Origin of the sequence: Lysobacter gummosus (assembly GCF_001442805.1) — a bacterium.
Classification (GTDB): domain Bacteria; phylum Pseudomonadota; class Gammaproteobacteria; order Xanthomonadales; family Xanthomonadaceae; genus Lysobacter; species Lysobacter gummosus.
The window spans coordinates 1587665-1608635 of sequence record NZ_CP011131.1 but is presented as its reverse complement, the minus strand read 5'-3'; the positions used below and the strand labels follow the sequence as shown (position 1 = coordinate 1608635).

Here is a 20971-nt window from a genome sequence, read left to right as displayed (position 1 = left end):
CCGCCGAAGTAAAGCGGAGCCCGCGTTCGCGGGAATGACGGTCTCAAGCAGCGGGCGCCATCCGCCCGCCGCCATCGATCCTTCGCTCAGTACGCCACGGTGAACCGCTTGCGCGAATGCGCCGGCTGCTCCAGCTCATCGATCAGCGCGACCGCGTAATCCTGCACCGAGATATTGCTCTCGCCCTTGTCATCGACCAGCAGCTGATCGCCGCCGACGCGGAACCGGCCGCTGCGCTCGCCCGGCACCAGATGCGCGGCCGGGGACAGGAAGGTCCAGTCCAGTTCGCGCTCGCCGCGCAGCGTGTTCAACACCGTGCGCATCGCTTCGGCGCCGCCACGGTACTGCTCCGGGAAGCCGGGCTGATCGAGCACCTGCTGACCGGGCGAGACCTCCAGGCTGCCGGCGCCGCCGACCACCAACAGGCGCGGCACCGAGGCCTGCTTCAGGCCGGCGACGATCTGCGCGTAACCGGCGACCGTATCGGCGCCGAGATTCGGGTTGTTCCAGCCGCCGGCGTTGAACGAAGCGATCACCGCCTCGTGGCCGCGCACCAGCTCGGCGACCTTGGCCGGGTCGCCGCCGTCGATGGCCGCCGCCTTCGCGGTCAGGCCGGCGTGGGCCGGCAGCGAAGTGGTGTCGCGGGCCACGGCGGTGACGCGGTGGCCGCGGCTCAGGGCTTCTTCGAGCACGGCGCGGCCGACGTAGCCGGTGGCGCCGATCAGGACGATGTTCATGGGTGACTCCAGTGAGGTGAGGACGGGATATAGTTTGGCTACTTAAAGACCCCGCGATAATCCGGCCACGGAAGCTAAGACCATGAAGCTGGACTTCACGATAGATCGCCTCAAGCGCATGGCCCTGTTCGCCCGCGTGGTCGAGCTGGGCTCGATGAGCGCGGCCTCGCGCGAGCTGGACATGACCCCCTCGGCGGTCAGCCAGCAACTGCGCCAACTGGAGAGCGAGACCGGCGTGGTGCTGCTGCATCGATCCACCCGCAAGCTGACCACCACCGAGATCGGCCAGGCCTATTACGAGGACTGCGCGGCGATGCTGCACGCCGCGCGCAACGCCGACGGGCGCCTGGGCGACCTGCGCGACACGCCGCGCGGCGAATTGCGGGTCGCGGTGCCGGTGGGGTTCGCGTCGCATCTGGCGCCGGCGCTGGCGCCGCTGCTGCGCGCGTATCCGGAGTTATCGCTGCGCGTGTTCGCCGACGACCGCCAGATCGACCTGATCGCCGAGCGCATCGATCTGGCGATCCGGGTCGGGCGCCTGCTGGACTCCAACCTCATCGCACGGCGCATGGCCGAATGGCGGCACCTGCTGGTGGCCTCGGCGGCCTACGCGCGCGAGCACGGCCTGCCGGCGACGCCGGAAGAGCTGTCGCAGCATCCGATGCTGATCCTCAGCGTGATCAATCAGCCCGAATACGTGGAGCTGTATCGCGACGGCGAACCCTCGCGGCGCGTGCGCGTGAGCGGACGCATCGTCAGCAACAGTTCGCGCACGGTGATGGAAATGATGCTGCAGGACCTGGGCATCGTGCGCCTGCCCGAGCCCGATGCGACGCCGCTGCTGGCCGACGGCCGCGCCGTGCTGGTGTTGCCGGAGTGGACGATGCCGCCGCTGGGCGTGTTCGCGGTGACCGCGCAGCGCGATGCGCAGCCAGCGAAGGTGCGGATGGCGATCGCGGCGTTGCAGGAGTATTTGCGGCGGTGAGTTTCGGGCGGTCTGGCCGAAAAGCATCGGGGCTGAAGCCCCTCCCACAACAAACCTCGTAGCCGCGAAGTCTTTTGTGGGGCTTCAGCCCCGATGCTCTTCGCTCAGCACTCGCGCACGCCCCACCGATCAGCCGACGATCTTCGCCAAAACCCGCACCGGAAACGTCCCCATGCCCTTCACCTTCGGCGGCACCGCGCTGAAGCTGAAGCCCTCATCCGGCAGCGCGGCCAGATTGCGCAGGTGCTCGACGATCAGAATGCCGGCGCCGAGCAAGGTCGAATGCACCGGCCGGCTCTTGCCGCGCGTGTCGTCGATATTCACCGAGTCGATCCCGACCAGCTTGACCCCGCAATCGCGCAGCCACACCGCCGCCGATTCGGTCAGGAACGGATGGTCCACGCCATAGGCCGCGGTGGCGAAATGCACATCCCAGCCGGTATGCACCAACACCGCGCGGCCGCGCAGTTCCAGATCGCGGAAATACGTGTCGTCGATCGCGCGCACGTCCGCTCCGACCCGCACCACGATCGCGTCGAGGTCGGCGCAGTCTTCCGCGCCGATTTCGGACAAGTCCTTGCCGTCGGCATAGCGATGCGATGGGCAGTCGATGTAGGTGCCGGTGTTGGCGACCATGTCGATGCGTCCGATCTGGAACTCGGTGCCCTCCTGATAGATCTCGCGCGAGCGTTCGCGGCTGAGGTAATCGCAGATGTGCGCCGGCGGCATGCCCGGATACGTGACCAGCCCGTCTTCGATGGTATGGCTCAGATCGACATAGCGGATGCTGCCGCTCTCGATCTCGCCGGCCTTGCGCTTGTGCGCCTCGACCAGGATGCGCTTGTTGAGGATGCGCGCCGGGCCGACCATCAACAGGCGCAGATCGCGCACGATGTAGTCGATCAGTTCGGCATCGCTGATGTCGTCGCCGTCGATGTCGAGGCGGAAGCCTTGGCCTTGCAGGCCGCCGCCGTTGCTGAATTCGATGTCGAAGTCGAATTGGACGCGGTGTTGGATGGGGGGCATGCGGGGCTCCGGGTAAAACTGCTGATTCGTTTTTCGCTCGTCATTCCCGCGAACGCGGGGATCCAGTGACTTTGACGCAACCTGGACGAAAGCCGCTGGATGTTCGGCTCCGCCGAAGTAAAGCGGAGCCCGCCTTCGCGGGAATGACGGAGTAAGAAATGCGCGGGAAGGGGGAATGCAAAAGGCGCGGCAACAACGGCATCCGCGCGATGCCATGACGATGCCTTCGTTGGCAGAGGCCTACTTGGCCGCCCGCTGACTCAACGCCACGCTCCCCAAAATCAACATGGCCGCAACCACCATCGTCACCGTCAACGGCTCGCCCAGCAGCATCCAGCCCCAGGCCACGCCGAACAGCGGCACCAGATAGGTCACCGCGACCGCGCGGGCGGCGCCGATGCGCTGGATCAGGCGGTAGTACATGACGAAGGCGATGCCGGTGCAGACCACGCCCAGCATCGACGCGGAGAACCACGACTTGGCCGGGATCGCGTGATCGGGCCAGTTGGCGATCGCGAACGGCAGGATCAGCAACGCCGAGGTGCCCAGCGTCGCCGCCGCGACCGCGGCCGCCGGCAGGCCGGTGAGCTGGCGCCGCACCAGGTTGGCGCCGATGCCGTACAAGAACGCGGCCGAACAGCCGGCGGCGACGGCCCAACCGATGCTGGCGCCGGCGGTCTTGCCGCTGGCCAGCACCACCACGCCGGCGAAACCGGCGAGCAAGGCGATCGCGCGCTTGCCGCCGATCTTCTCGCCGAAGAACAGGAACCCGACCAGGGCGGTGAACAGCACCGCCATCGAATTGGTGATCGCGCCGATGCCGGCCGGCGCGCGCTGCGCGGCCCAGGCGAACAGGATGAAGGGAATCGCCGAATTGATCAGGCCGATCAAGGCGAGCTTGGCCCAGATCGCGCCCTTGAACGAAGCGCGCGCCTTCCACAGGAACGGCAGCAGGATCAGCGCGCCCAGGCCCAGGCGCATCTCCACCAGCGGCACCGCGCCGAAATCTTTCGCCGCCACGCGCATGAACAGGAACGAGGAGCCCCAGATCGCGCCGAGGATGGTCAGCTCCAGCGGCGTGCGCCAGGACTGTGCGGTCGCCGCTTCGCCCGAGGGCGTGGCGGTGGGTTGCGATTCGGCGGGCATGCGGAGCGTTTGCGACGTACTCATTTCGACCTCGCGAGCGACGGTGGCGGAACGACCGGAGCGTGGGGGCGCCGGCTGGCGAATCTGGGTGCAGCATGCCGCGATCGGGGCGGCGGGAATATCCGTAATCGGTCCGGCCCGGGATGCGCGAACCGGCGGGTCCGGTTGCGGATTTCATCCATCGGGCTGGGCCGGTAAAGCCGCCTGTCGCGATCGGTTCGTGCCTGCCGGGCGTGGTGGTTGCATCGCCTCGCCGCGGGTCGGCCACAGGCCGTTTCCACACCATTGCGAGCAACTGCGAACGCCAGCGATACGACCCGTGGCGACAATCTGGCTTTCCTCTCCCCGCTATTCTGACTGGCCGCCAAACCCAGACAAGCGCATACTTTCGAACCCAGACACAAATTTAATTTAAGGCTCGACATGGCCCTCAGAGCAGACTGGTTACCGGCCCTGGCGGCGTTCGAAGCCGCCGCGCGCCACCAGAATTTCGCCCATGCCGCCGAAGAGCTGCATCTGACCGCCAGCGCGATCAGCCATCACGTGCGCAAGCTCGAAAGCCGGCTCGGCCTGAGCCTGTTCCAGCGCCATGCGCGCGGGGTGGCGTTGACCGACCAGGGCCGCCAGCTCGCCGACGCCGCCGGCACCGCCCTGGCCGACATGGACGGCGTGCTGCGCAGCCTGCGTCTGGCGCGCGAAGAGCGCGACCGCGTGCGCATCACCACCTTGCACTCGCTGGCCTACATCTGGCTGCTGCCGCGCCTGAACCAGTTCACCCGCGCGCACCCGCAAATCCAGCTCAGCGTCGATACCGAGATCGCGCTGACCCGTTTCGACGACAGCGGCCCCGACATCGGCATCCGCCACGGCGCCGGCCATTGGCCGGGATTGACCGCGCACCATCTGATGGACGATGCCTTGTTCCCGGTGGCCTCGCCCAATCTGCCCGGCGTCGAGCAGATCACCGAGCCCGCGCAGATCGCCGAGATGCCTCTGATCGCCGATCAGGCCCGGCAGGGTTGGCACGACTGGTTCCGTGCCGCCGACGTGCACGGACGCAAGCTGGAAGAGCGCTACATCTTCAGCAACACCACCGACGCGATGATGGCGGCGGCGCAAGGCATCGGCGTGGCGCTGGCGCGCGAGCAGATCGTCGGGCCGTATCTGCGCTCGGGGCAGTTGATCCGCTTGCCGGGGCCGGCGATGCCGGCGCGCTGGGGGTATTACGCGATCTACCCGTCGCACCGGCGTTTGCGGGCGACGGCGCAGACGTTCCTGGATTGGTTGTTGGCGGTGGAGAAGCACTGAGGCCTGAAGCCCGCACGGCAATTCTGCCCCCTTTTGAAAAAGGGGGCGAGCGCGCGGCGAGAATCGATTTCCGGCTAAACCGCAGCGCGGGGGATTTGCTCTTCGCTGTGCGTCGTACTGAAGCAAAAGCAAATCCCCCCTGCCCCCTTTTTCAAAGGGGGGAGGCGGTTGGAGGATGGCGTTGGGGTCTGGAGAGACTTCGGCTTCGAAGCCTGAGACCCGCGCGCCAATATTGCCCCCTTTGAAAAAGGGGGCGAGCGCCCGGCGAGAATCGGTTTCCGGCTAAACCGCAGCGCGGGGGATTTGCTCTTCGCTGTGCGTCGTACTGAAGCAAAAGCAAATCCCCCCTGCCCCCCTTTTTCAAAGGGGGGAGGCGGTTGGAGGATGGCGTTGGGGTCTGGAGAGACTTCGGCTTCGAAGCCTGAGACCCGCGCGCCAATATTGCCCCCTTTGAAAAAGGGGGCGAGCGCCCGGCGAGAATCGGTTTCCGGCTAAACCGCAGCGCGGGGGATTTGCTCTTCGCTGTGCGTCGTACTGAAGCAAAAGCAAATCCCCCCTGCCCCCCCCTTTTTCAAAGGGGGGAGGCGGTTGGAGAAGGTTTCAGGGTCTGGAGGGACTTCGGCTTCGGGTCGTGCTGAGTGAGCAATTCGACCTTGCCTACTTCTTCGCACCCGGCCGTTTTGACGACCGAGGCCGCTTGACCGGCGCCGCATTCGCCTTACGCAACGCCGCCTCGAACGCCAACCTCAACCATGGCCTCATATCCTGCGGCGAATCCATCGCCGCCTCCGGCACCGACCAATAGCTGGTCGGCACCGTCTCGCCGCGACGCGTGTACATGAAAGGCCCGCTGCCGGCCACGCGGAACCGTTCCTGCGTGTCCGCATCGGTCTTCAGATACAGCACCTCGCCCGACACCAATCCGATCATCACGCCGTCGTGGTAGATGCCGTGGCCGCCGAACATCCGGCGCGCGCTCAGCGCGCCGAAGTCCGAGGCCAGATCCTGCAGATGGGCGATCAGGTCGTTGCTCATGGCCGCGATCTTATCGCCATCGCCGCGATCAGAACTTATGCCACAAGCGCACGAAGTAGGAAGCGCCGTTCAAGCCGAACTGCACGCTGTCGAAGATGTGGCCGTTGTCGGTTTCGTCCGGGTTCTGCCGGGTCGGCTTGACGTTGAGCAGGTTGGCGCCGCCGACGGTGAGCTTGGTGTTGTCGCTGAAGGCGTAGGTCACGCTCAAATCGACCGAGCTCTTGGCCTTGTAGCGCGCGTTCGGCACGCCGCCGGCGGTGCCCGAGAACGTGCCCAGGGTCTGCGGTCCGAAGTAGATCAGCTTGAGGTTGCCGTCCCAGGCGCCGCGCGACAGGTCGAAGCCGAGCACGGCCTTGGACTTGGGCGCGCCCTGTTCGATGAACAAGCGCTCGCGCTCGGACAACAGCACGTCTTCGCGGCCGACCAGCGCCGGCGGCGCGTGGATGGCGTTGACCTTGGTGCGGTTGAGGTTCAAGGCGAAGAAGGTGCCGAGCTTGAAGTCGTTGCCCAGTTCGCGCTCGTTGTTGAAGGTGAAGTCCACGCCTTCGGTGCGGGTATCGACCGAGTTGACGAAGAACTGCGCCTGGCCGACGCCGAGCGAATCCAGGATGGTGCCGATGGTCGGATCGGTGGTGTCGAAGCGGCCGCTGAGCACGATGCGGTCGTCGATGTCGATGCGATACGCGTCCAGGGTCAGCGAGGTGTCGGCGGTCGGCGACCAGGTCAGGCCGAGGGTGTAGTTGCGCGACTTCTCCTTGGTCAGCAGCGGCAGGCCGGCGGCGTTGGCGATGGTGCCGCCGTTGGGCGCGATCACCACGTCCACCGGTTCGCCGTTGACGAAGTCGGTGATGGTCGAGGAGAAATACTTCTGCTGCAGCGACGGCGCGCGGAAACCGGTGCTGGCCGAGGCGCGGAACATCAGCGTGTCGGTGGCGCGGAAACCGGCGGCGAGCTTGCCGGTGGTGGTCTTGCCGAAATCGCTGTAGTCCTCGTAGCGCAGCGCCACGCCGGCGGTGAAGCGTTCGGTGAAGTCGGCTTCAACGTCCGCGTAGGCCGACCAGCTGTCGCGGCTGTGGGCGCCGGCATCGGCCGGCTGGAAGCCCGGGAAGCCCTGGCTGCCGGCGTTGCCGCCTTCGCCGACGCCGTCGGCGTCGATGTAGGAACCCGGCTCGCCGGCGAAGATCTTGTACTCCTCATCGCGCCGTTCCAGACCGAAGGCGACGTTGAGGCCCTTGAAGACCTGGTCGTAGAAACGGTTGACGTCGAAGTTGATCGTGTTCTGTTCGAACGAGAAACCGCCGGCATCGAAGCTGCGCGCGCTCACGCCCTTGCCGCCGTTGATCAGGTCAAGGTTGGCGATGGAGGCGTTGAGGGTGTTGTTGATGGTGTAGCGCAGCTTGTTGTAGCCGTAGGTGTAGGACAGATCGGCGTTCCACTCGCCCATCGCCCAGCGCAGGCCGAGGATGCCGAAGCGATCGTCGATGTCGCCGTCGATGAAGGGCACGAAGCCGTCCGGATACATCGCCGCCGAATTGCGCGAGGGGATGTCTTCCGAGCCCAGGCCGTCGCGCGCGAACGCGGCCGAGGACGCGTCGCGGCGCTGCACGCCGAGGGTGAAGTACAGGTCCACGTTCTCGGCCAGCGGCTTGTCGCCGTTGAGGAACAAGGTTTCGTTGCGGATCTTGGAATCGCCGATGATGCGCGGGCTGCCGGCCGGCTCGGAGCGGTCGGAGCGGCCGCGGTCCTGCCATTCGCCGGTGATGCCCAGGCTGCCGTCGCTGCCCAGGCCGAAGCCGCAGTAGGCGGTGGCCAGCCAGTTTTCGCCGTCGCCCTTGGAGTACTGGCCGTAGCCGGCGACCGCTTCGCAGCCCTTGCGCTTCTTCAGCGAGATGTTCATGACCCCGGCGATGGCGTCGGAGCCGTACTGCGCGGCGGCGCCGTCGCGCAGGATCTCGACGCTGTCGATCGCCATCAGCGGAATGGTGTTGAGGTCGGTGCCGGTGTTGCCGCGGTTGCGCGCGCCGAACAGATTCAACAGCGCGGTGGTGTGGTGGCGCTTGCCGTTGACCAGCACCAGGGTCTGGTCCGAGCCCAGGCCGCGAAGCGCGGCCGAATCGACCAGGTCGGCGCCGTCGGCGCCGCTCTGGCGGGTGGAGTTGAACGCGGGCGCGGTGTACTGCAGCGACTGGGCGAGGTCGAACTGCGCGCCCTCTTCCACGGTCTTGGCCATCGGCAGCACATCGACCGGCGAGATCGAGGTGGTGTCCGACGAACGTTGGCTGCGGCGCGAACCCAGCACCGACACCGTCTCGAGCGTGCGCGCCTCGCTGGCCGGCGCGGGCGCCGCGTCCTGGGCGGCGTCCTGGGCCAGTGCGCTGCCGGCGAACAGGCTGCCTCCGAGCCATAACGCGCAATGGACCGCGCGGAACAAGCCGGCGCGATGCAGGCGGGCACGGGGGGCGAGACGGGGCTGGGTCATAGCGGAATCCTTGCTGGTCTGGCGGGGCGATCCCCCTAGCCTAAAGCCAAGACACCCGTTCGTGCACAGTGGCCGGACCGGAACTGTGAAAGGAAGCGTGCGGGTGGTTGCGGTCCTGGGGCTGCGGACGGCATGGCCAGCAGAGCGGCGCGAACCGTTGCCCCCTTTGAAAAAGGGGGCGGGCGCCCGGCGCAAGATGGTTCCGGAGCGAACACCGCAGCGCGGGGGATTTGCTTTGGCTTTGCGATGGCGGATGCGGGCGAAGAGCAAATCCCCCCCGGCCCCCTTTTTCAAAGGGGGGAAGCGTCGGGCTTCAGAAGGTCGAGGCGCCTGGCGTTTTCGACGGGCATCGGGAATAGATGCGTGAGGCTTGGACGGCTACCGACGCCGATCTACTTCGCCGGAACATCCGCCTTCACCGGCGTCGCCTCAGCCTTAAGCGGCACGTTCTCCGCCGACTCCACCCAGCGCGCGAAGAACCCACCCAGATCGCGCCCGCTCGCGCGCTCCATGGCCGCGCGGAAATCCGCGGTCACCACCGAGTGGCCGTAATAAGCCCGGGTGTAAGCGCGAATGCCGCGCCAGAACGCGCGCTCGCCCAGTTCCTCGCGCAGCATGTGCAGCACGTAGGCGCCTTTCTGGTAAACCACGGCGCGATCGTCGGCGCTGGGCTTGTTCCAGCTCGCATAAACCAGCGCATGGTCCTTGCCGCTTTCGCGCAGCTTGTCCACGCGCCGCTTCCACGCGTCCACCCGTTCGCGATACGCCGCATCGCCGAAGCGATGCTGCATGTACGCCGCCGCCATGAAATTGGCGAAGCCTTCGTTGAGCCAGAAATGGCCCCAGTCGCGGCTGGTGACCATGTTGCCCCACCACTGGTGCGCCAACTCGTGCGCGATCAGCGATTCGTTCTCGGGCTTTTCCAGCACTTCGCGGCCGTAGGCTTCCGACATCAGCGAGAAGCCGTCCAGCTCCTGGCCGACGGTCTTCGCCACCAGCGCCTGGGTGTAGTCGCCGCGATAACGGATGCCGGCGCGGCGGCCGAAGAAACGCATCATGTCGGCGCTGTCGGCGAACACGCGGCGCAATTGCGCGGCCTGCAGATCGGCGGAGAGAAAACGCAGGGCGCCGTTTTCGCCGGTGGCGCCGGCCTCGGCGTAGCGTCCGGCGGCGAAGCCGTAGACGTAACTCGGCATCGCCATGTCCTGGCGCCAGCGATACGAATCGCGGCGGCCGCCCAGCGCCGACTTGGCCACCAGCCGGCCGTTGCCGACCGCTTTCAGGCCGCTGGGCACGGTCAAGGTCAGGTCCAGGCTCGCGCGCTCGGACGGCGCGTCGATGCACACCAGCCATTGGCTGGTGGAGAAGATCGTGTAGACCTCGCCGCGCTCGGGATGGAATTCCAGGCCGTGGCGCGGCGTGCCTCGGTAGGCGATGTCGATCTCGTGGCGCTCGCCGGCCGCGCCGGGCTTGGGCAATCGCACGCGCAGACGTTGCTCGACTTTCTCGAAGTTCAGCGCCTGCCCGCGTTCGCCGACCCGCTCGATGTCCAGATCGCCGGCGTCGAACTCCAACTGCTGCGCGCCGTCGCTGCGCAGGGCCAGACGGATCGACACCTGCCCGCGCAGACTTTTGGCGCCGATATCAGGTTCGATGCGCGCGGTGTAATGCAGCACATCGAGATTGGCGCCGGCGCGCGCGGCGCCCTGCGCCAGCGCGGAACCGGCCGCGCAGCAGCACGCGAGCGCCAGCGCCGCGGTGGCGATGCGGCGGCGCAACGAAGAAACTCCGGATTGGTTCAACGGCTGATGCATCGGTGATTCGTCCTGCCCCACGCGCCGCGCGACGCGCTCCTGTTTTGATACCTGCCGCCGCGGCCGTCGGAATCGGCGAAGCGTGCGCGGCCTGCGCGTGATCCGCGCGAGCGGACCGGCCATGCGCAGATGATCGCCGATCAGGCCGTCAGGCCGAAACCCGCGCGTTGTCAGCCATTCGTACTAGGTTGGGGCTGACGCGCGCGAACCGGCAGATCGGGTAAAGCTCCGCCGCGGCCGCGCGCGGGTTCGGGCCCTCCCCGCGCGCGGGCGATCGCGCGCGAAGCCGTATTCAGGCGCTTTTCGCGCCGCAGTGCAGCATCGCGGGCGCTGCCGGTTCTGCGCCCCCGGTCACTGACAGCGCTGTCATACATAGGACAAGGTGCGGGCCGTGGGCGCAGGCGCGCGAACGACCGCGACGCGGGCGCTCACGCCCTTCCCTGCAAGCCAGTTGCCTTCTGCAAGGCCCTGTCGCGGCACGAAGCCGCCAGACCCTCACAGTCTGAAGCCCTGACGGATCGCCATCGCTTGCCCAGCTCAGGAGCTCAACGATGGTCACTCGCCGTAAGTTTCTCGGCGCCTCCGCGGCCGCACTCGCCGCCGGCGTCGCCAGTCCGCTGATATCGCGCCAAGCCTTCGCGGCCACGCCGGCGCGCTTCAATCTCGCCCTGGTCAACGCCTCGGGGCAGAACACCGCGTATGCCTACGTGGTCGGTTTGTCCAACGACCGGCCGTTCTTCGTGCGCGCCGACGGCGGCAGTTATTTCCCGCCCTCGCCGTCTTCGCCGGTGACGCCATTGGGCCAGGACTGCGCGATTCCGCTTGGCGGGCAGGGCTCGACCACGCGGGTGTCGGTGCCGCGCATGTACGGCGCACGCATTTACCTCGTCACCGGCAGCAAGCTCAATTTCTACGTCAATCCCGGCCCGGCCGTGGTGCATCCCAGCTTCCTCAACACCAGCGACACCAATTTCCAGAAGAACTGGACCTTCGCCGAATTCACCTTCAACGAGTTCGAGCTGTTCTCCAACATCAGCTATGTCGATTTCGTCGCCGCACCGTTGAGCCTGTCGCTGCGCTCGCTGTCGGGCCGCAGCGAAACCGTTCCAGGCCTGCCGGCCGGGTCGCTGGATCCGATCTGCTATTCGCTGCAGCAACAAGCCTCGCAGGAAGGTTCGGCCTGGGATTCGCTGATCCAGCGCGGCAGCGACGGCCGCAACCTGCGCGCGATGAGCGCGCACTATCAGGCCGCCCGCTTCCAGAATTATCTCAGCGGCTACATCAACTCGGTCTGGAGCAAGTACGCCTCCAACACCTTGACCGTGGATACCCAGTCCGGCTTCGGCGTATTGACCGCGCGCGTCGGCGGCGACGGCCTGCTGCGCTTCAACAACGGCGAGACCTTCGCCCGCCCCAGCACCGCCGACGTGCTCAGCTGCGACAGCGGCCCCTTCAGCCTGGCCGGCGCCAGCGAGGTGCGCAAGGCGATCATCCCGCGCCTGGCCGCGGCCTTGAACCGCACCACCCTGCTCGACAACGCCAACCAGCCGCAGGGCGAAGTCGCCAGCCGGTTCTATCGCAACGCCCAGACCAACCACTACGCGCGGCTGGTGCACGAGCGCCTGCCGGACAATCGCGGCTACGCCTTCCCCTACGACGATGTGGCGCCGAGCGGCGGCCAGGATTTCAGCGGCGCGGCGCGTTCGGGCGATCCGGATACCTTGACGGTGACCTTGCGCGCTCTGCGCTGAGGTTCGCGCGGCGGGCGCCTGACGCGCCCGCCGCGTCCGCCGGCTCGCCGATCCGGCGGGCGCGGGCTGTGCGCCGACCGGCGGCGGCGGCTTCACGGGGCGTGTTCGCGGCGAGGATTTATCCTGCAGGCCTCGCCCGTTTTCGCAGGAACCGCCATGAACGCCGACCGATACCAGGACCTTGGCAAGCTGCTGCTGCGCCTGACCTTGGGCGCGCTGATCCTGCTGCACGGCGTGTCCAAGTTGCGCGGCGGCACCGAGGCCATCGTCGGCTTGGTCGAGGCGCACGGGCTGCCGGGATTTCTCGGTTACGGCGTGCTGATCGGCGAAGTGCTGGCGCCGCTGCTGCTGATTTTGGGCTGGCATGCGCGCGTCGGCGCGGTGCTGATCGCCGGCAACATGCTGGTGGCGCTGGCGCTGGTGCATCTGGGCCAGTTGGGCGAGCTCAACAAGGAAGGCGGCTGGGCGATCGAGCTGCAGGCGATGTTCCTGGGCACCGCGGTCGCCATCGCGCTGCTGGGGCCGGGGCGGTACAGCCTCAACGGCAAGTGATCGCGTCGCTGGCGCGAAACCGCGACGAGATTTTTGTGGGAGGAGCCTTGAGCCCCAACTCTCTTGGCTCCGGTCGCGGCGAAATTTATCTGGATCTGATCGAAAAGCATCGGGGCTGAAGCCCCTCCTGCAAGAGACCTCGCAGGGTCGCGGCGGCTCGAACGTTGCGTTCGCTCACGATCGAATCGCGGCCGGCGATGCGGGCGCCGAGCCGTCGCGCGGATTCAATCGCCCCGGAACCGATGCGAAGAACAACCCGGCCAGCCGCTCGGCCAGCGCCTCGCCGATCACGCGCGCGCCTTCGTGATTCAGATGAAACTGGTCGTAGAACAGATCGGCGCGCCCGGCGAATTGGTTTTCAAGATCGATGCATGCCCGACCGGCGGCTGCGCAGTAGCTACGGGTGTTGGCGTTGACCGCGCGGCGCTTGGCCGACAATTCCTCGAACCAGGCGCCGCGCGCGATCGCGTAGTCATCGCGGCCGCGGTGCGCGAACGTCGCGAACGCCAGCGGCAGGCCGAAGCGATCGCAGGTCTCGCCGATCAACTCCAGCATGCGCGTGCGGTCGGACAAATCCATCGCGACCAAGGGCTCGACCGCGCCCGGCGGCGGCTCGGGTTCGCACTTCAGCGGGTTCAGATAAGCATCGCGCGACCAGAATCCGCCGGACTTCAACGACACGTCGATGTCGATCACGCCACTGAGCATGACCAGCGCACGTGGCCGCAGCGGCACGATCTTGGCCAGGATCATGTTCAGCAGATGCAGGCTGGTCGTCCCCGAGGCGCCGCCGTTGCGGACCCGGGCGGCGATGCCGCGCCGGCGCAGCGCGAGTTCGCAGCGATCGCTCAGACGGCGGCCTTCATGCAGGAACATGCATTCCACGACGCTGTCGCCCAGCACGATGATGTCGTCATCGCCGGGCGCATGCGCGAAACCGCTGGCGATGAAGCCGTCGGCATCGGTGCGGAAACGCACGGTGTCGGCGCCGAGCGTCGGATCCGATCGTTCGATCGCGCCAGCATCGGGCGTGCGCTGCACATCGATCCCGATGCCCCATTCCTTCAAACGTATCGCTCTGCGCATCTCACGGCCCCGGTGATGGCGGCGATGATCCGCATCGCCGTCGCACGATGCGTGCGCGGCGGCGCCCGCCGCGAAGATCGTCGGCGGATATTCTGGATGCGCGTAACCGCCGTCAAGCGCGACGCGGACGCTGCTAAGCGTCGCTACGCAACGCTTGAGTTCTTTTGATGTACGCGATGCTTATGCGATGCGCGCGACAACCACACCGGGCGCATCGAACGCCTCGCAAGCGCGAGGCGTGATTCAGATCCGATTGACCCGGAACTTGCGTCCCTTGATCTTGCCCTCGCGCAAACGCGCCAGCGCCGCCGCGGCCTGGGACGTCGCGACGGCGACGTAGGAACGCGTGGCGTAGACGTTGATCTTGCCGACCGCGTCGGCCTTCAGGCCGGCGTCGCCGGTCAACGCGCCGAGGATGTCGCCCGGACGCAGCTTGTCGGTCTTGCCCGCGTCGATGCGCAAGGTCGCCATCGGCGCGGCCGGGGCGTTCCTGGCCTTGCCGCTCAGCGGTTCGGCGCGGCGCCATTGCAAGGGCGCGCCCTGCATCTGTTCGATCTGCTGGGCGCGGCCGGTTTCGCGCGGGCCGCACAGGCTCAGCGCGACGCCGCCGCGACCGGCGCGACCGGTGCGGCCGATGCGGTGCACGTAGACGTCCGGGTCGGTCGGCAAGTCGTAATTGACCACCGCGCCGAGATCTTCCACGTCGAGCCCGCGCGCGGCCACGTCGCTGGCGACCAGCACGTTGCAGCTGCGGTTGGAGAAACGCACCAGCACTTCGTCGCGATCGCGCTGTTCCATTTCGCCGTGCAGGGCCAGCGCGGTGAAGCCGTAGTGGCTGAGCGAGCCGACCACTTCCTCCGTGTCCTTGCGCATGTTGCAGAACACCACGCACGAATCGGGCCGGTATTCGAGCAGCAACGCGCCCAGCAGCGGGGTCTTCTTGGCTGGATCGACTTCGTAGAAATACTGCTCGATCCGCGGCGCGCTGCTCTGGCCTTCGACCGTGACCTCGACCGGTTCGCGCATCGCGGCGCGGGCCAGTTCGCGGATCGCGTCGGGGAAGGTCGCCGAGAACAGCAGGCTCTGGCGGTTCTTCGGCGTCTTGGCGACGATCTCGCGCATGGGTTCTTCGAAGCCCATGTCGAGCATGCGGTCGGCCTCGTCGAACACCAGCGTGCGCACGCCGTCGAGCTTCAGCGCTTTCTTGCGCAGCAGTTCCTGCAGGCGGCCCGGCGTGCCGACCACCACGTGCGGCGCGTGTTCCAGCGACGCCAGCTGCGGCCCCAGGGCCATGCCGCCGCACAGCACGGAGACTTTCAGGTTCGGGATCGCGAAGGCCAGCTTGCGCAGTTGGTTGCCGACCTGATCGGCGAGTTCTCGGGTCGGGCACAGCACCAGGGCCTGGGTGCGGATCGCGGTCGGGTCCAGCGCCTGCAGCAGGCCCAGGCCGAAGGCGGCGGTCTTGCCGCTGCCGGTCGGCGCCTGCGCGATCAGGTCGCGGCCGTCCAGGATCGCCGGCAGCGCGCGCGCCTGCACCGGGGTCATGACGGTGTAGCCGAGCGCGGCCACGCCCTGCAGCAGGGCGGGACTCAGGGAAAGGGTGTCAAAAGCGGCGGTGTCGGCCGGGGGCGTGGGCAGATTCATGCGCCATGATCGCAGCTTCGGGGCGCGGGCACACGGCAAGCCCCGGCCCGCTGCCGCGGCTGCCCGGCCCCCGCGACCATTCGCTTTGCCCCGACTCCCGCCGAAATCATCGCCCGCGAGCACCGCGCCCCGCACTCGCCCTATGCTGTCGCGGTACCGTCGCCAAGCCGCCTTACCGCATCCGCAGGGAGACCGTCATGGAGCAGTTCCTGCATATCCGCGTCCTGCTCGGCATCGTGCTGGGCCTGGCCATCACCACCTTGCTCAAGGGCCTGGCCCGCTTCGTCCAGCACCCCGGCCGCGAGCGCGTGTACTGGGTGCATATCGGCTGGGCGCTGTCGATGTTCACCTTGCTCGCGCACTTCTGGTGGTGGGAGTTCCGTCTGGTGCATTTGAGCCAATGGAGCTTCGTCTCCTTCGCCTTTTTGATCCTGTACGTGGTGGTGCTGTTCCTGCTGTGCACCTTGCTGTTCCCGGACGACATCGGCGACTACGAGGGCTGGCGCGATTACTTCCTGTCGCGACGCGGCTGGTTCTTCGGGATCATGGCCCTGTCCTACGTGATCGACTTCGGCGATACCCTGATCAAGGGCAGGCGCTACTTCGAAGCCTTCGGCCTGGAATATCCGCTGCGCAATCTGGCCTACGTGGCGCTGTGCCTGATCGCCATGCGCACCCGCTCGGAGCGCTTCCACAAGGGCTTCGTCGTCGCCAGCCTGCTGTATCAGTTGTCGTGGATCTACCGGCTGTACGACTTCGTCGAATGAGTTGCGGCCAAGTTGCGCACAGTGCGGCGCCGCTGCGCTCACTCGCCGGCAACGCGATTTGTCCTACATTGGTTCGATGCCCGATCACACTGCCCATCCGTGAGCCGCGCTTTCGTCAAGGAAGGCGACGGCGACGAGAACGCCGGCGATCTGCCGGAGTTGCCGATCAGCGAGCACCCCAACTACGTGACGCCGCGCGGTATGGCGCTGCTGCGTTCGCGCCTGGACGACGCGGCCCGCCGCGTCGGCGCGCTGGATGCCGACGCCAGACTCGAACGTGCCCATATCGAACGCGAGATGCGCTGGTTGCAGGCGCGCATCCTCGGCGCGATCACCATCGCGCCCGAGCGCCAGCCGGCCGACCGCGTCGCCTTCGGCGCGCGAGTCGAGCTGGTCGATGACGACGGCCACGAATATCGCTACCGCGTGGTCGGCGAGGATGAGGCCGATCCCGAGCACGGTCTGATCAGCTGGGTCTCGCCGCTGGCGCGCGCGCTGCACGGCGCGCGCGTGGGCGACAGCGCGCTGTGGAAACGGCCGGCCGGCGATTTGAATGTGGAAGTGCTGGCGATCGAGTACGGCTGATCGCGCGACCGCGCCGCTGCGGTCCGTGGGCCGCGCGCGCAAATGGCTGGCGCGCCGAGCGCGTCCGCATCGCAATCTCCATCTCAACGAATCCGCGTCATGCCTCGATGCCGACCGCTCGTCGGCCCAGGCTTGACGCGCGGGCGTCGTCGGCCGAATTATTTAGCAAATTAGTTAATTGCTGAATACATACAGATCGGCGACGATCAGCCGCCTGCGGGCCAGCCACCAGGGAGAGGTCATGAACGCATTACCCGAAAGCCTGAAGTCGCATCGCGTCCAGTCCCTGGCCGATCAGGCGGCCTCGCTGCGCAGCGTCAGCCACGGCCTGGTCGCCTGGGAACCGGTGCGCTCGCTGTGGTTCAGCGGCATGGCGCTCGGCGCGGTCGTCGGCGGCGCGCTGAGCTTCACCTGGGCGGCGTTCGCGCTGTTCGTGGTCTCCACCGCGCTGGTGCTGCTGCTCGGCCATTCGGTCGGCATGCACCGCAAGCTGATCCACGACAGCTTCGCCTGCCCGAAATGGCTGGAATACCTGCTGGTGTATTGCGGCGTGCAGGTCGGCCTGGCCGGGCCGATCGGGCTGGTGCGCACCCACGATCTGCGCGACTACGCCCAGCGCCTGCCCGCCTGCCACGACTACCTCAGCCATCGCCAGCCGTTCGCGATCGACGCATGGTGGCAGTTGCACTGCCAACTGCATCTGCTCGATCCGCCGCAGATCCGCATCGAAGCGCGCATCGCCGACGACCGTTTCTATCGCTTCCTGCAACGCACCTGGATGCTGCAGCACCTGCCGTGGGCGCTGGCGTTCTTCGCCATCGGCGGCTGGGGCTGGGTGTTCTGGGGCGTGTGCGCACGGGTGACCGCGGGCGTGTTCGGGCATTGGCTGGTCGGCTACTTCGCCCACAACCACGGCGGCATGCATCACGAGGTGCGCGGCGCCGCGGTGCAGGGCCGCAACGTGCGCTTCATGTCGCTGCTGACCATGGGCGAGTGCTGGCATAACAACCATCACGCGTTTCCCGGTTCGTCCAGGCTCGGCCTGTATGCGGGCGAATGGGATCCGGGCTGGTGGTTTCTGCGCGCTTGCGCGCGAGTCGGACTGGTGCGCGATCTGCGCTTGCCGGAAGATCTGCCGCCGCGCGAGGAACTGCATCGCCTGGAGCCGCAATCGCCAGCGCGGCATGCGCACGCAAACGCTACGCTGGCCGCGCCATGAGCAAAATTCCTGACAGCCCCCCGACTCCGCCGCCGCTTCCCTCGGCGAAACCCAAGCCGCCGCGCGAACGCTCCAGCCGGATGGAAAAAGCCTTCATGGCCGGCTGGCCGATCGTGGGCGGCGCCTTGATCGGCCTGATCCTGCGCGGGATCTTCAACGGCAACCCCGGCAGCGATTTCGCGGCCATGGTCTGGATCTTCATCCTGCTGGCTCCGTTCGCAATCGGCGCATTCACCGTCTATCTGGCGGAGGAAATCCGGCCGCGCACGGCGAGGTACCACTTCTTCATGCCGATGCTGAGCGTATCGCTGTGCGTGCTCGGCAGCATGGCGCTGCTGTGGGAAGGCTGGATCTGCGTGATTCTGATTCTGCCGCTGTTCGCGGTCATGGGCGCGGTCGGCGGGGTGATCATGGGCGCGCTCTATCGCACGTTTCGCGGGCCCAAAGCGCCCACCGCCTACAGCTTCGTGGCCTTGCCGGTGGTGCTGGCGATGCTGGGCGTCGGCGGCGAGCAGCCGCGGCGCTACGAACACGTCGAGCGTCGCGTGCTGATCCAGGCCACTCCGGCCCAGGTCTGGCGCAATCTGCTCGACGCCGACCACATCCGCGCGGACGAAGTCGATCGCGCCTGGATGTACCGCATCGGCGTGCCCACGCCGCTGGCTGGACTCACCCATCAGACCCCGACCGGCCTGGTCCGCGAGGTGCGCATGGGCAAGGGCATCCACTTCCGGCAGATGTCGGCCGACTGGAGCCCGCAGCGCTACGTGCACTGGCAATACAAGTTCGAAGAAGACTCGGTGCCGGCCGGCGCGCTCGACGATCATGTCCGCATCGGCGGCGACTACTTCGATCTGCTCGACACGCGCTACACCCTGACGCCGCGCGGCGACGCCACCGAGTTGAGCATCCGCATGGACTATCGGGTCAGCACCGGCTTCAACTGGTACACGGTGCCGCTGGCGGATTGGCTGATCGGCAATTTCAGCGAAGTGATCCTGGAGTTCTATCGCCATCGCGCCGAGGCGCCGGCATCGGCCGTCTGAGCGCGCGCGGCGAGCGAATCAGCCGGCCGCCTTCTTGGCGCGCCGGCTTTCGCGCTTGAGCGGGCCGCCGACCGGGCAGATCTCGAAGGCGAACTGGCTCAGGGTGTTGACCAGGTTGTCCGGCACCAGCTTGTAGACCACGAACTGGCCGCGGCGCTCGCTGCTGATCAGGCCGGCGTTGACCAATACCGACAGGTGGCGCGAGATCGCCGGCGCGCTCATCTCGAAGCGCGCGGCGATGTCGCCGGCGCTGAGCTCGCGTTCGGACAGGAAGGCCAGGATCTGCCGTCGCGGCGAGGAAGCCAGGGCTTCGAAGATCTTGTCCTGCATCATGGGGCACCGCCGCGGTCGGGCTGGGCGCCGGGGATCGGCGCGGGTGCGGGTATAGTGATGCTTATTTAACTAAAATGCTAATTGTCGTGCGGGATGGGTGACGGCCGGACGCAATTAGGGTAGCGAGCCGGCGACATTCAGGCGACTGCAAGGCCGTCAATGGCTCGGAGTACCTCGCCCTCCCGGCCCAAACGCATAGCGTTTGGGCGTTCGCGGACGCGCGAGCCGATGGCTCGCAAGCCGCGTCCGCTCACCCCGCCAGCGGGAGAGGGGGATTGGGTCAAGCGCTGGCGCACTTGGGCTGCTTTTTTGGGAAGCCCACCATCCGCTGCAATTCCTCATCCCACAGCTTCATGCGCGCGCACTTGAGGCTGGACCACATGGTCAGCCGCGGCGCGGCCTGCAGCAGCGGGCTGGATTCGAAGGCCTCGCGCAGACGGTAGTTGGGAATGCGGCTGGCCAGATGGTGGATGTGGTGGTAGCCGATGTTGCCGGTGAACCAATGCACGATGCCCGGCAGGTCGTAGTAGGAGCTGCCCGCGATCGCCGCCTCGTGCGAGTCCCACTCGCCCTTGCGGGTCCAGTAGGCGTCTTCGAAGGTGTGCTGCACGTAGAACAGCCATACGCCGGCGGCGCCGGCGAACAGCACGATCGGCAGATGCACCATGAACACCGTGTGCCAGCCGATGGCGAAGCCCATCGCCAGGATGGTCACCGCCAGCGCGAGGTTGTTGAACAGCACGCTCGCCCACTCGCGCTTCCAGGTGAAGGGCAGGTCGAACGGGAAACGATGCTTGATCACGAACTGGTACACCGGGCCGACGCCCAGCAGCACCGGGATGCTGCGGTACAGGCGATAGCTCAGGCGGCCGAGCCAGGAGCGCGCGCGGTATTCGGCGACGGTCAGGGTCTCGATGTCGCCCATCTCGCGGCGGTCGAGGTTGCCCGAGGTGCCGTGGTGGATGGCGTGGGTCTTCTTCCAGTAGCCATACGGGAACAAGGTCACCAGGCCCAGGCAGCGCCCGACCATGTCGTTGGCGCGGCTGCTGGCGAAGAACGAGCCGTGCCCGCAGTCGTGCTGGATGATGAAGGTGCGCACGTACAGGCCGGCGGTCGGCAGCGCCATCAGCAAGGTCCAGCCGTAGCCCCAGTGGCCGATCACGCTCCAGGCCATCAGCGCCCACATCGCGGCGAAGGGAACCAGCGTGTTGATGAGCTGCCAGACGGCCCGTCCGAGTTGAGGCTTGGCGAAACGCGCGCAAAGCTGACGCAGGTTGGCAACGGAGGTTTGCGATTCGGCGTCGGCGTTCAAGCGGCAACTCCTGGAAGGAGGCTCATTGTGGTGAGCCCGACAAGACTAGGCAATGACGTTCGTGTGCGTATGGTTGTGATGAACGGCGGGATTCGCAACAAACGCTACCTCTTGGACCACGCTGCGCCCAAGGCGTTCAGCCGCTA

General features: G+C 67.0%; 19 protein-coding genes. 9 read left to right on the top strand and 10 right to left on the bottom strand.

The features are described 5' to 3' along the window. Positions 1-86 precede the first annotated feature (86 nt). Positions 87-737: an NAD(P)-dependent oxidoreductase gene (locus tag LG3211_RS06590; protein ID WP_057942129.1), complete on the bottom strand. Its 651-nt coding sequence runs from the start codon at positions 735-737 to the stop codon at positions 87-89. Between the two features lie 82 nt (positions 738-819). Between LG3211_RS06590 and LG3211_RS06585 the strand changes: the two genes are divergently transcribed. After that, positions 820-1722, top strand: coding sequence for a LysR family transcriptional regulator (locus LG3211_RS06585; RefSeq protein ID WP_222837581.1), 903 nt, complete (start codon positions 820-822; stop codon positions 1720-1722). A 129-nt stretch (positions 1723-1851) separates the two neighbouring features. Here LG3211_RS06585 and LG3211_RS06580 read toward each other — a convergent pair whose 3' ends face one another. Together LG3211_RS06580 and LG3211_RS06575 are read right to left on the bottom strand one after the other, a co-directional pair. Beyond that, positions 1852-2748 carry a cyclase family protein gene (locus LG3211_RS06580; RefSeq protein WP_057942128.1) on the bottom strand — a complete coding sequence of 299 codons (897 nt, stop codon included), beginning with the start codon at positions 2746-2748 and terminating at the stop codon, positions 1852-1854. Between the two features lie 240 nt (positions 2749-2988). Next, complete coding sequence (locus LG3211_RS06575; RefSeq protein WP_057942127.1) at positions 2989-3894, bottom strand: DMT family transporter; 906 nt, start codon at positions 3892-3894, stop codon at positions 2989-2991. A 423-nt stretch (positions 3895-4317) separates the two neighbouring features. On the opposite strand from LG3211_RS06575, the gene LG3211_RS06570 reads away from it, so the two are divergent. Next, positions 4318-5202 (top strand): LysR substrate-binding domain-containing protein, encoded by an 885-nt coding sequence (locus tag LG3211_RS06570; protein ID WP_057942126.1) that lies wholly within the window; start codon positions 4318-4320, stop codon positions 5200-5202. Between the two features lie 657 nt (positions 5203-5859). Here LG3211_RS06570 and LG3211_RS06565 read toward each other — a convergent pair. The 3 genes from LG3211_RS06565 to LG3211_RS06555 all read right to left on the bottom strand — a co-directional run bounded on the left by LG3211_RS06565 (position 5860) and on the right by LG3211_RS06555 (position 10530). Further along, a complete protein-coding gene (locus LG3211_RS06565) occupies positions 5860-6237 on the bottom strand; it encodes a TfoX/Sxy family protein (protein WP_057942125.1) in 378 nt (125 codons plus the stop codon). Between the two features lie 28 nt (positions 6238-6265). Then, on the bottom strand, positions 6266-8716 hold the full coding sequence (locus LG3211_RS06560; protein WP_057942124.1) for a TonB-dependent receptor plug domain-containing protein: 2451 nt from the start codon (positions 8714-8716) through the stop codon (positions 6266-6268). Positions 8717-9108: 392 nt separating this feature from the next. Further along, on the bottom strand, positions 9109-10530 hold the full coding sequence (locus LG3211_RS06555) for a M1 family metallopeptidase (protein WP_187313145.1): 1422 nt from the start codon (positions 10528-10530) through the stop codon (positions 9109-9111). 551 nt (positions 10531-11081) lie between these two features. Here LG3211_RS06555 and LG3211_RS06550 point away from each other — a divergent pair. Together LG3211_RS06550 and LG3211_RS06545 are read left to right on the top strand one after the other, a co-directional pair. Beyond that, entirely contained in the window at positions 11082-12281 is a 1200-nt protein-coding gene (locus LG3211_RS06550) for a glycoside hydrolase family 64 protein (protein WP_057942123.1), read from the top strand. Positions 12282-12437: 156 nt separating this feature from the next. Beyond that, positions 12438-12833, top strand: a complete 396-nt coding sequence (locus LG3211_RS06545) for a DoxX family protein (RefSeq protein ID WP_057942122.1) — start codon at positions 12438-12440, stop codon at positions 12831-12833. A gap of 174 nt (positions 12834-13007) precedes the next feature. On the opposite strand, the gene LG3211_RS06540 is transcribed toward LG3211_RS06545, so the two are convergent. Next, positions 13008-13919 (bottom strand): SGNH/GDSL hydrolase family protein, encoded by a 912-nt coding sequence (locus LG3211_RS06540; protein WP_148648776.1) that lies wholly within the window; start codon positions 13917-13919, stop codon positions 13008-13010. A 15-nt stretch (positions 13920-13934) separates the two neighbouring features. Here LG3211_RS06540 and LG3211_RS26285 point away from each other — a divergent pair, with 15 nt between their 5' ends. Next, positions 13935-14087, top strand: a complete 153-nt coding sequence (locus LG3211_RS26285) for a hypothetical protein (RefSeq protein ID WP_187313144.1) — start codon at positions 13935-13937, stop codon at positions 14085-14087. A 75-nt stretch (positions 14088-14162) separates the two neighbouring features. Here LG3211_RS26285 and dbpA read toward each other — a convergent pair whose 3' ends face one another. After that, positions 14163-15563 carry an ATP-dependent RNA helicase DbpA gene (gene dbpA / locus LG3211_RS06535; RefSeq protein ID WP_057942120.1) on the bottom strand — a complete coding sequence of 467 codons (1401 nt, stop codon included), beginning with the start codon at positions 15561-15563 and terminating at the stop codon, positions 14163-14165. A 197-nt stretch (positions 15564-15760) separates the two neighbouring features. On the opposite strand from dbpA, the gene LG3211_RS06530 reads away from it, so the two are divergent. The 4 genes from LG3211_RS06530 (at position 15761) to LG3211_RS06515 (ending at position 19180) form a co-directional block, all read left to right on the top strand. Continuing rightward, positions 15761-16330 carry a hypothetical protein gene (locus LG3211_RS06530; protein ID WP_057942119.1) on the top strand — a complete coding sequence of 190 codons (570 nt, stop codon included), beginning with the start codon at positions 15761-15763 and terminating at the stop codon, positions 16328-16330. Positions 16331-16429: 99 nt separating this feature from the next. Beyond that, positions 16430-16915 carry a GreA/GreB family elongation factor gene (locus LG3211_RS06525; protein WP_057942118.1) on the top strand — a complete coding sequence of 162 codons (486 nt, stop codon included), beginning with the start codon at positions 16430-16432 and terminating at the stop codon, positions 16913-16915. Between the two features lie 241 nt (positions 16916-17156). Continuing rightward, positions 17157-18134, top strand: a complete 978-nt coding sequence (locus LG3211_RS06520; RefSeq protein WP_057942117.1) for an acyl-CoA desaturase — start codon at positions 17157-17159, stop codon at positions 18132-18134. Continuing rightward, the gene (locus tag LG3211_RS06515; protein ID WP_148648775.1) at positions 18131-19180 is read left to right on the top strand and encodes an SRPBCC family protein; all 1050 of its coding nucleotides are present in this window, start codon (positions 18131-18133) and stop codon (positions 19178-19180) included. Before LG3211_RS06520 ends, LG3211_RS06515 begins: the two co-directional genes overlap by 4 nt. An 18-nt stretch (positions 19181-19198) precedes the next feature. Here LG3211_RS06515 and LG3211_RS06510 read toward each other — a convergent pair whose 3' ends face one another. Further along, positions 19199-19513 (bottom strand): metalloregulator ArsR/SmtB family transcription factor, encoded by a 315-nt coding sequence (locus tag LG3211_RS06510; RefSeq protein ID WP_057942115.1) that lies wholly within the window; start codon positions 19511-19513, stop codon positions 19199-19201. Positions 19514-19793: 280 nt separating this feature from the next. Continuing rightward, positions 19794-20825: a fatty acid desaturase gene (locus LG3211_RS06505; protein ID WP_057942114.1), complete on the bottom strand. Its 1032-nt coding sequence runs from the start codon at positions 20823-20825 to the stop codon at positions 19794-19796. Positions 20826-20971: the final 146 nt, after the last annotated feature.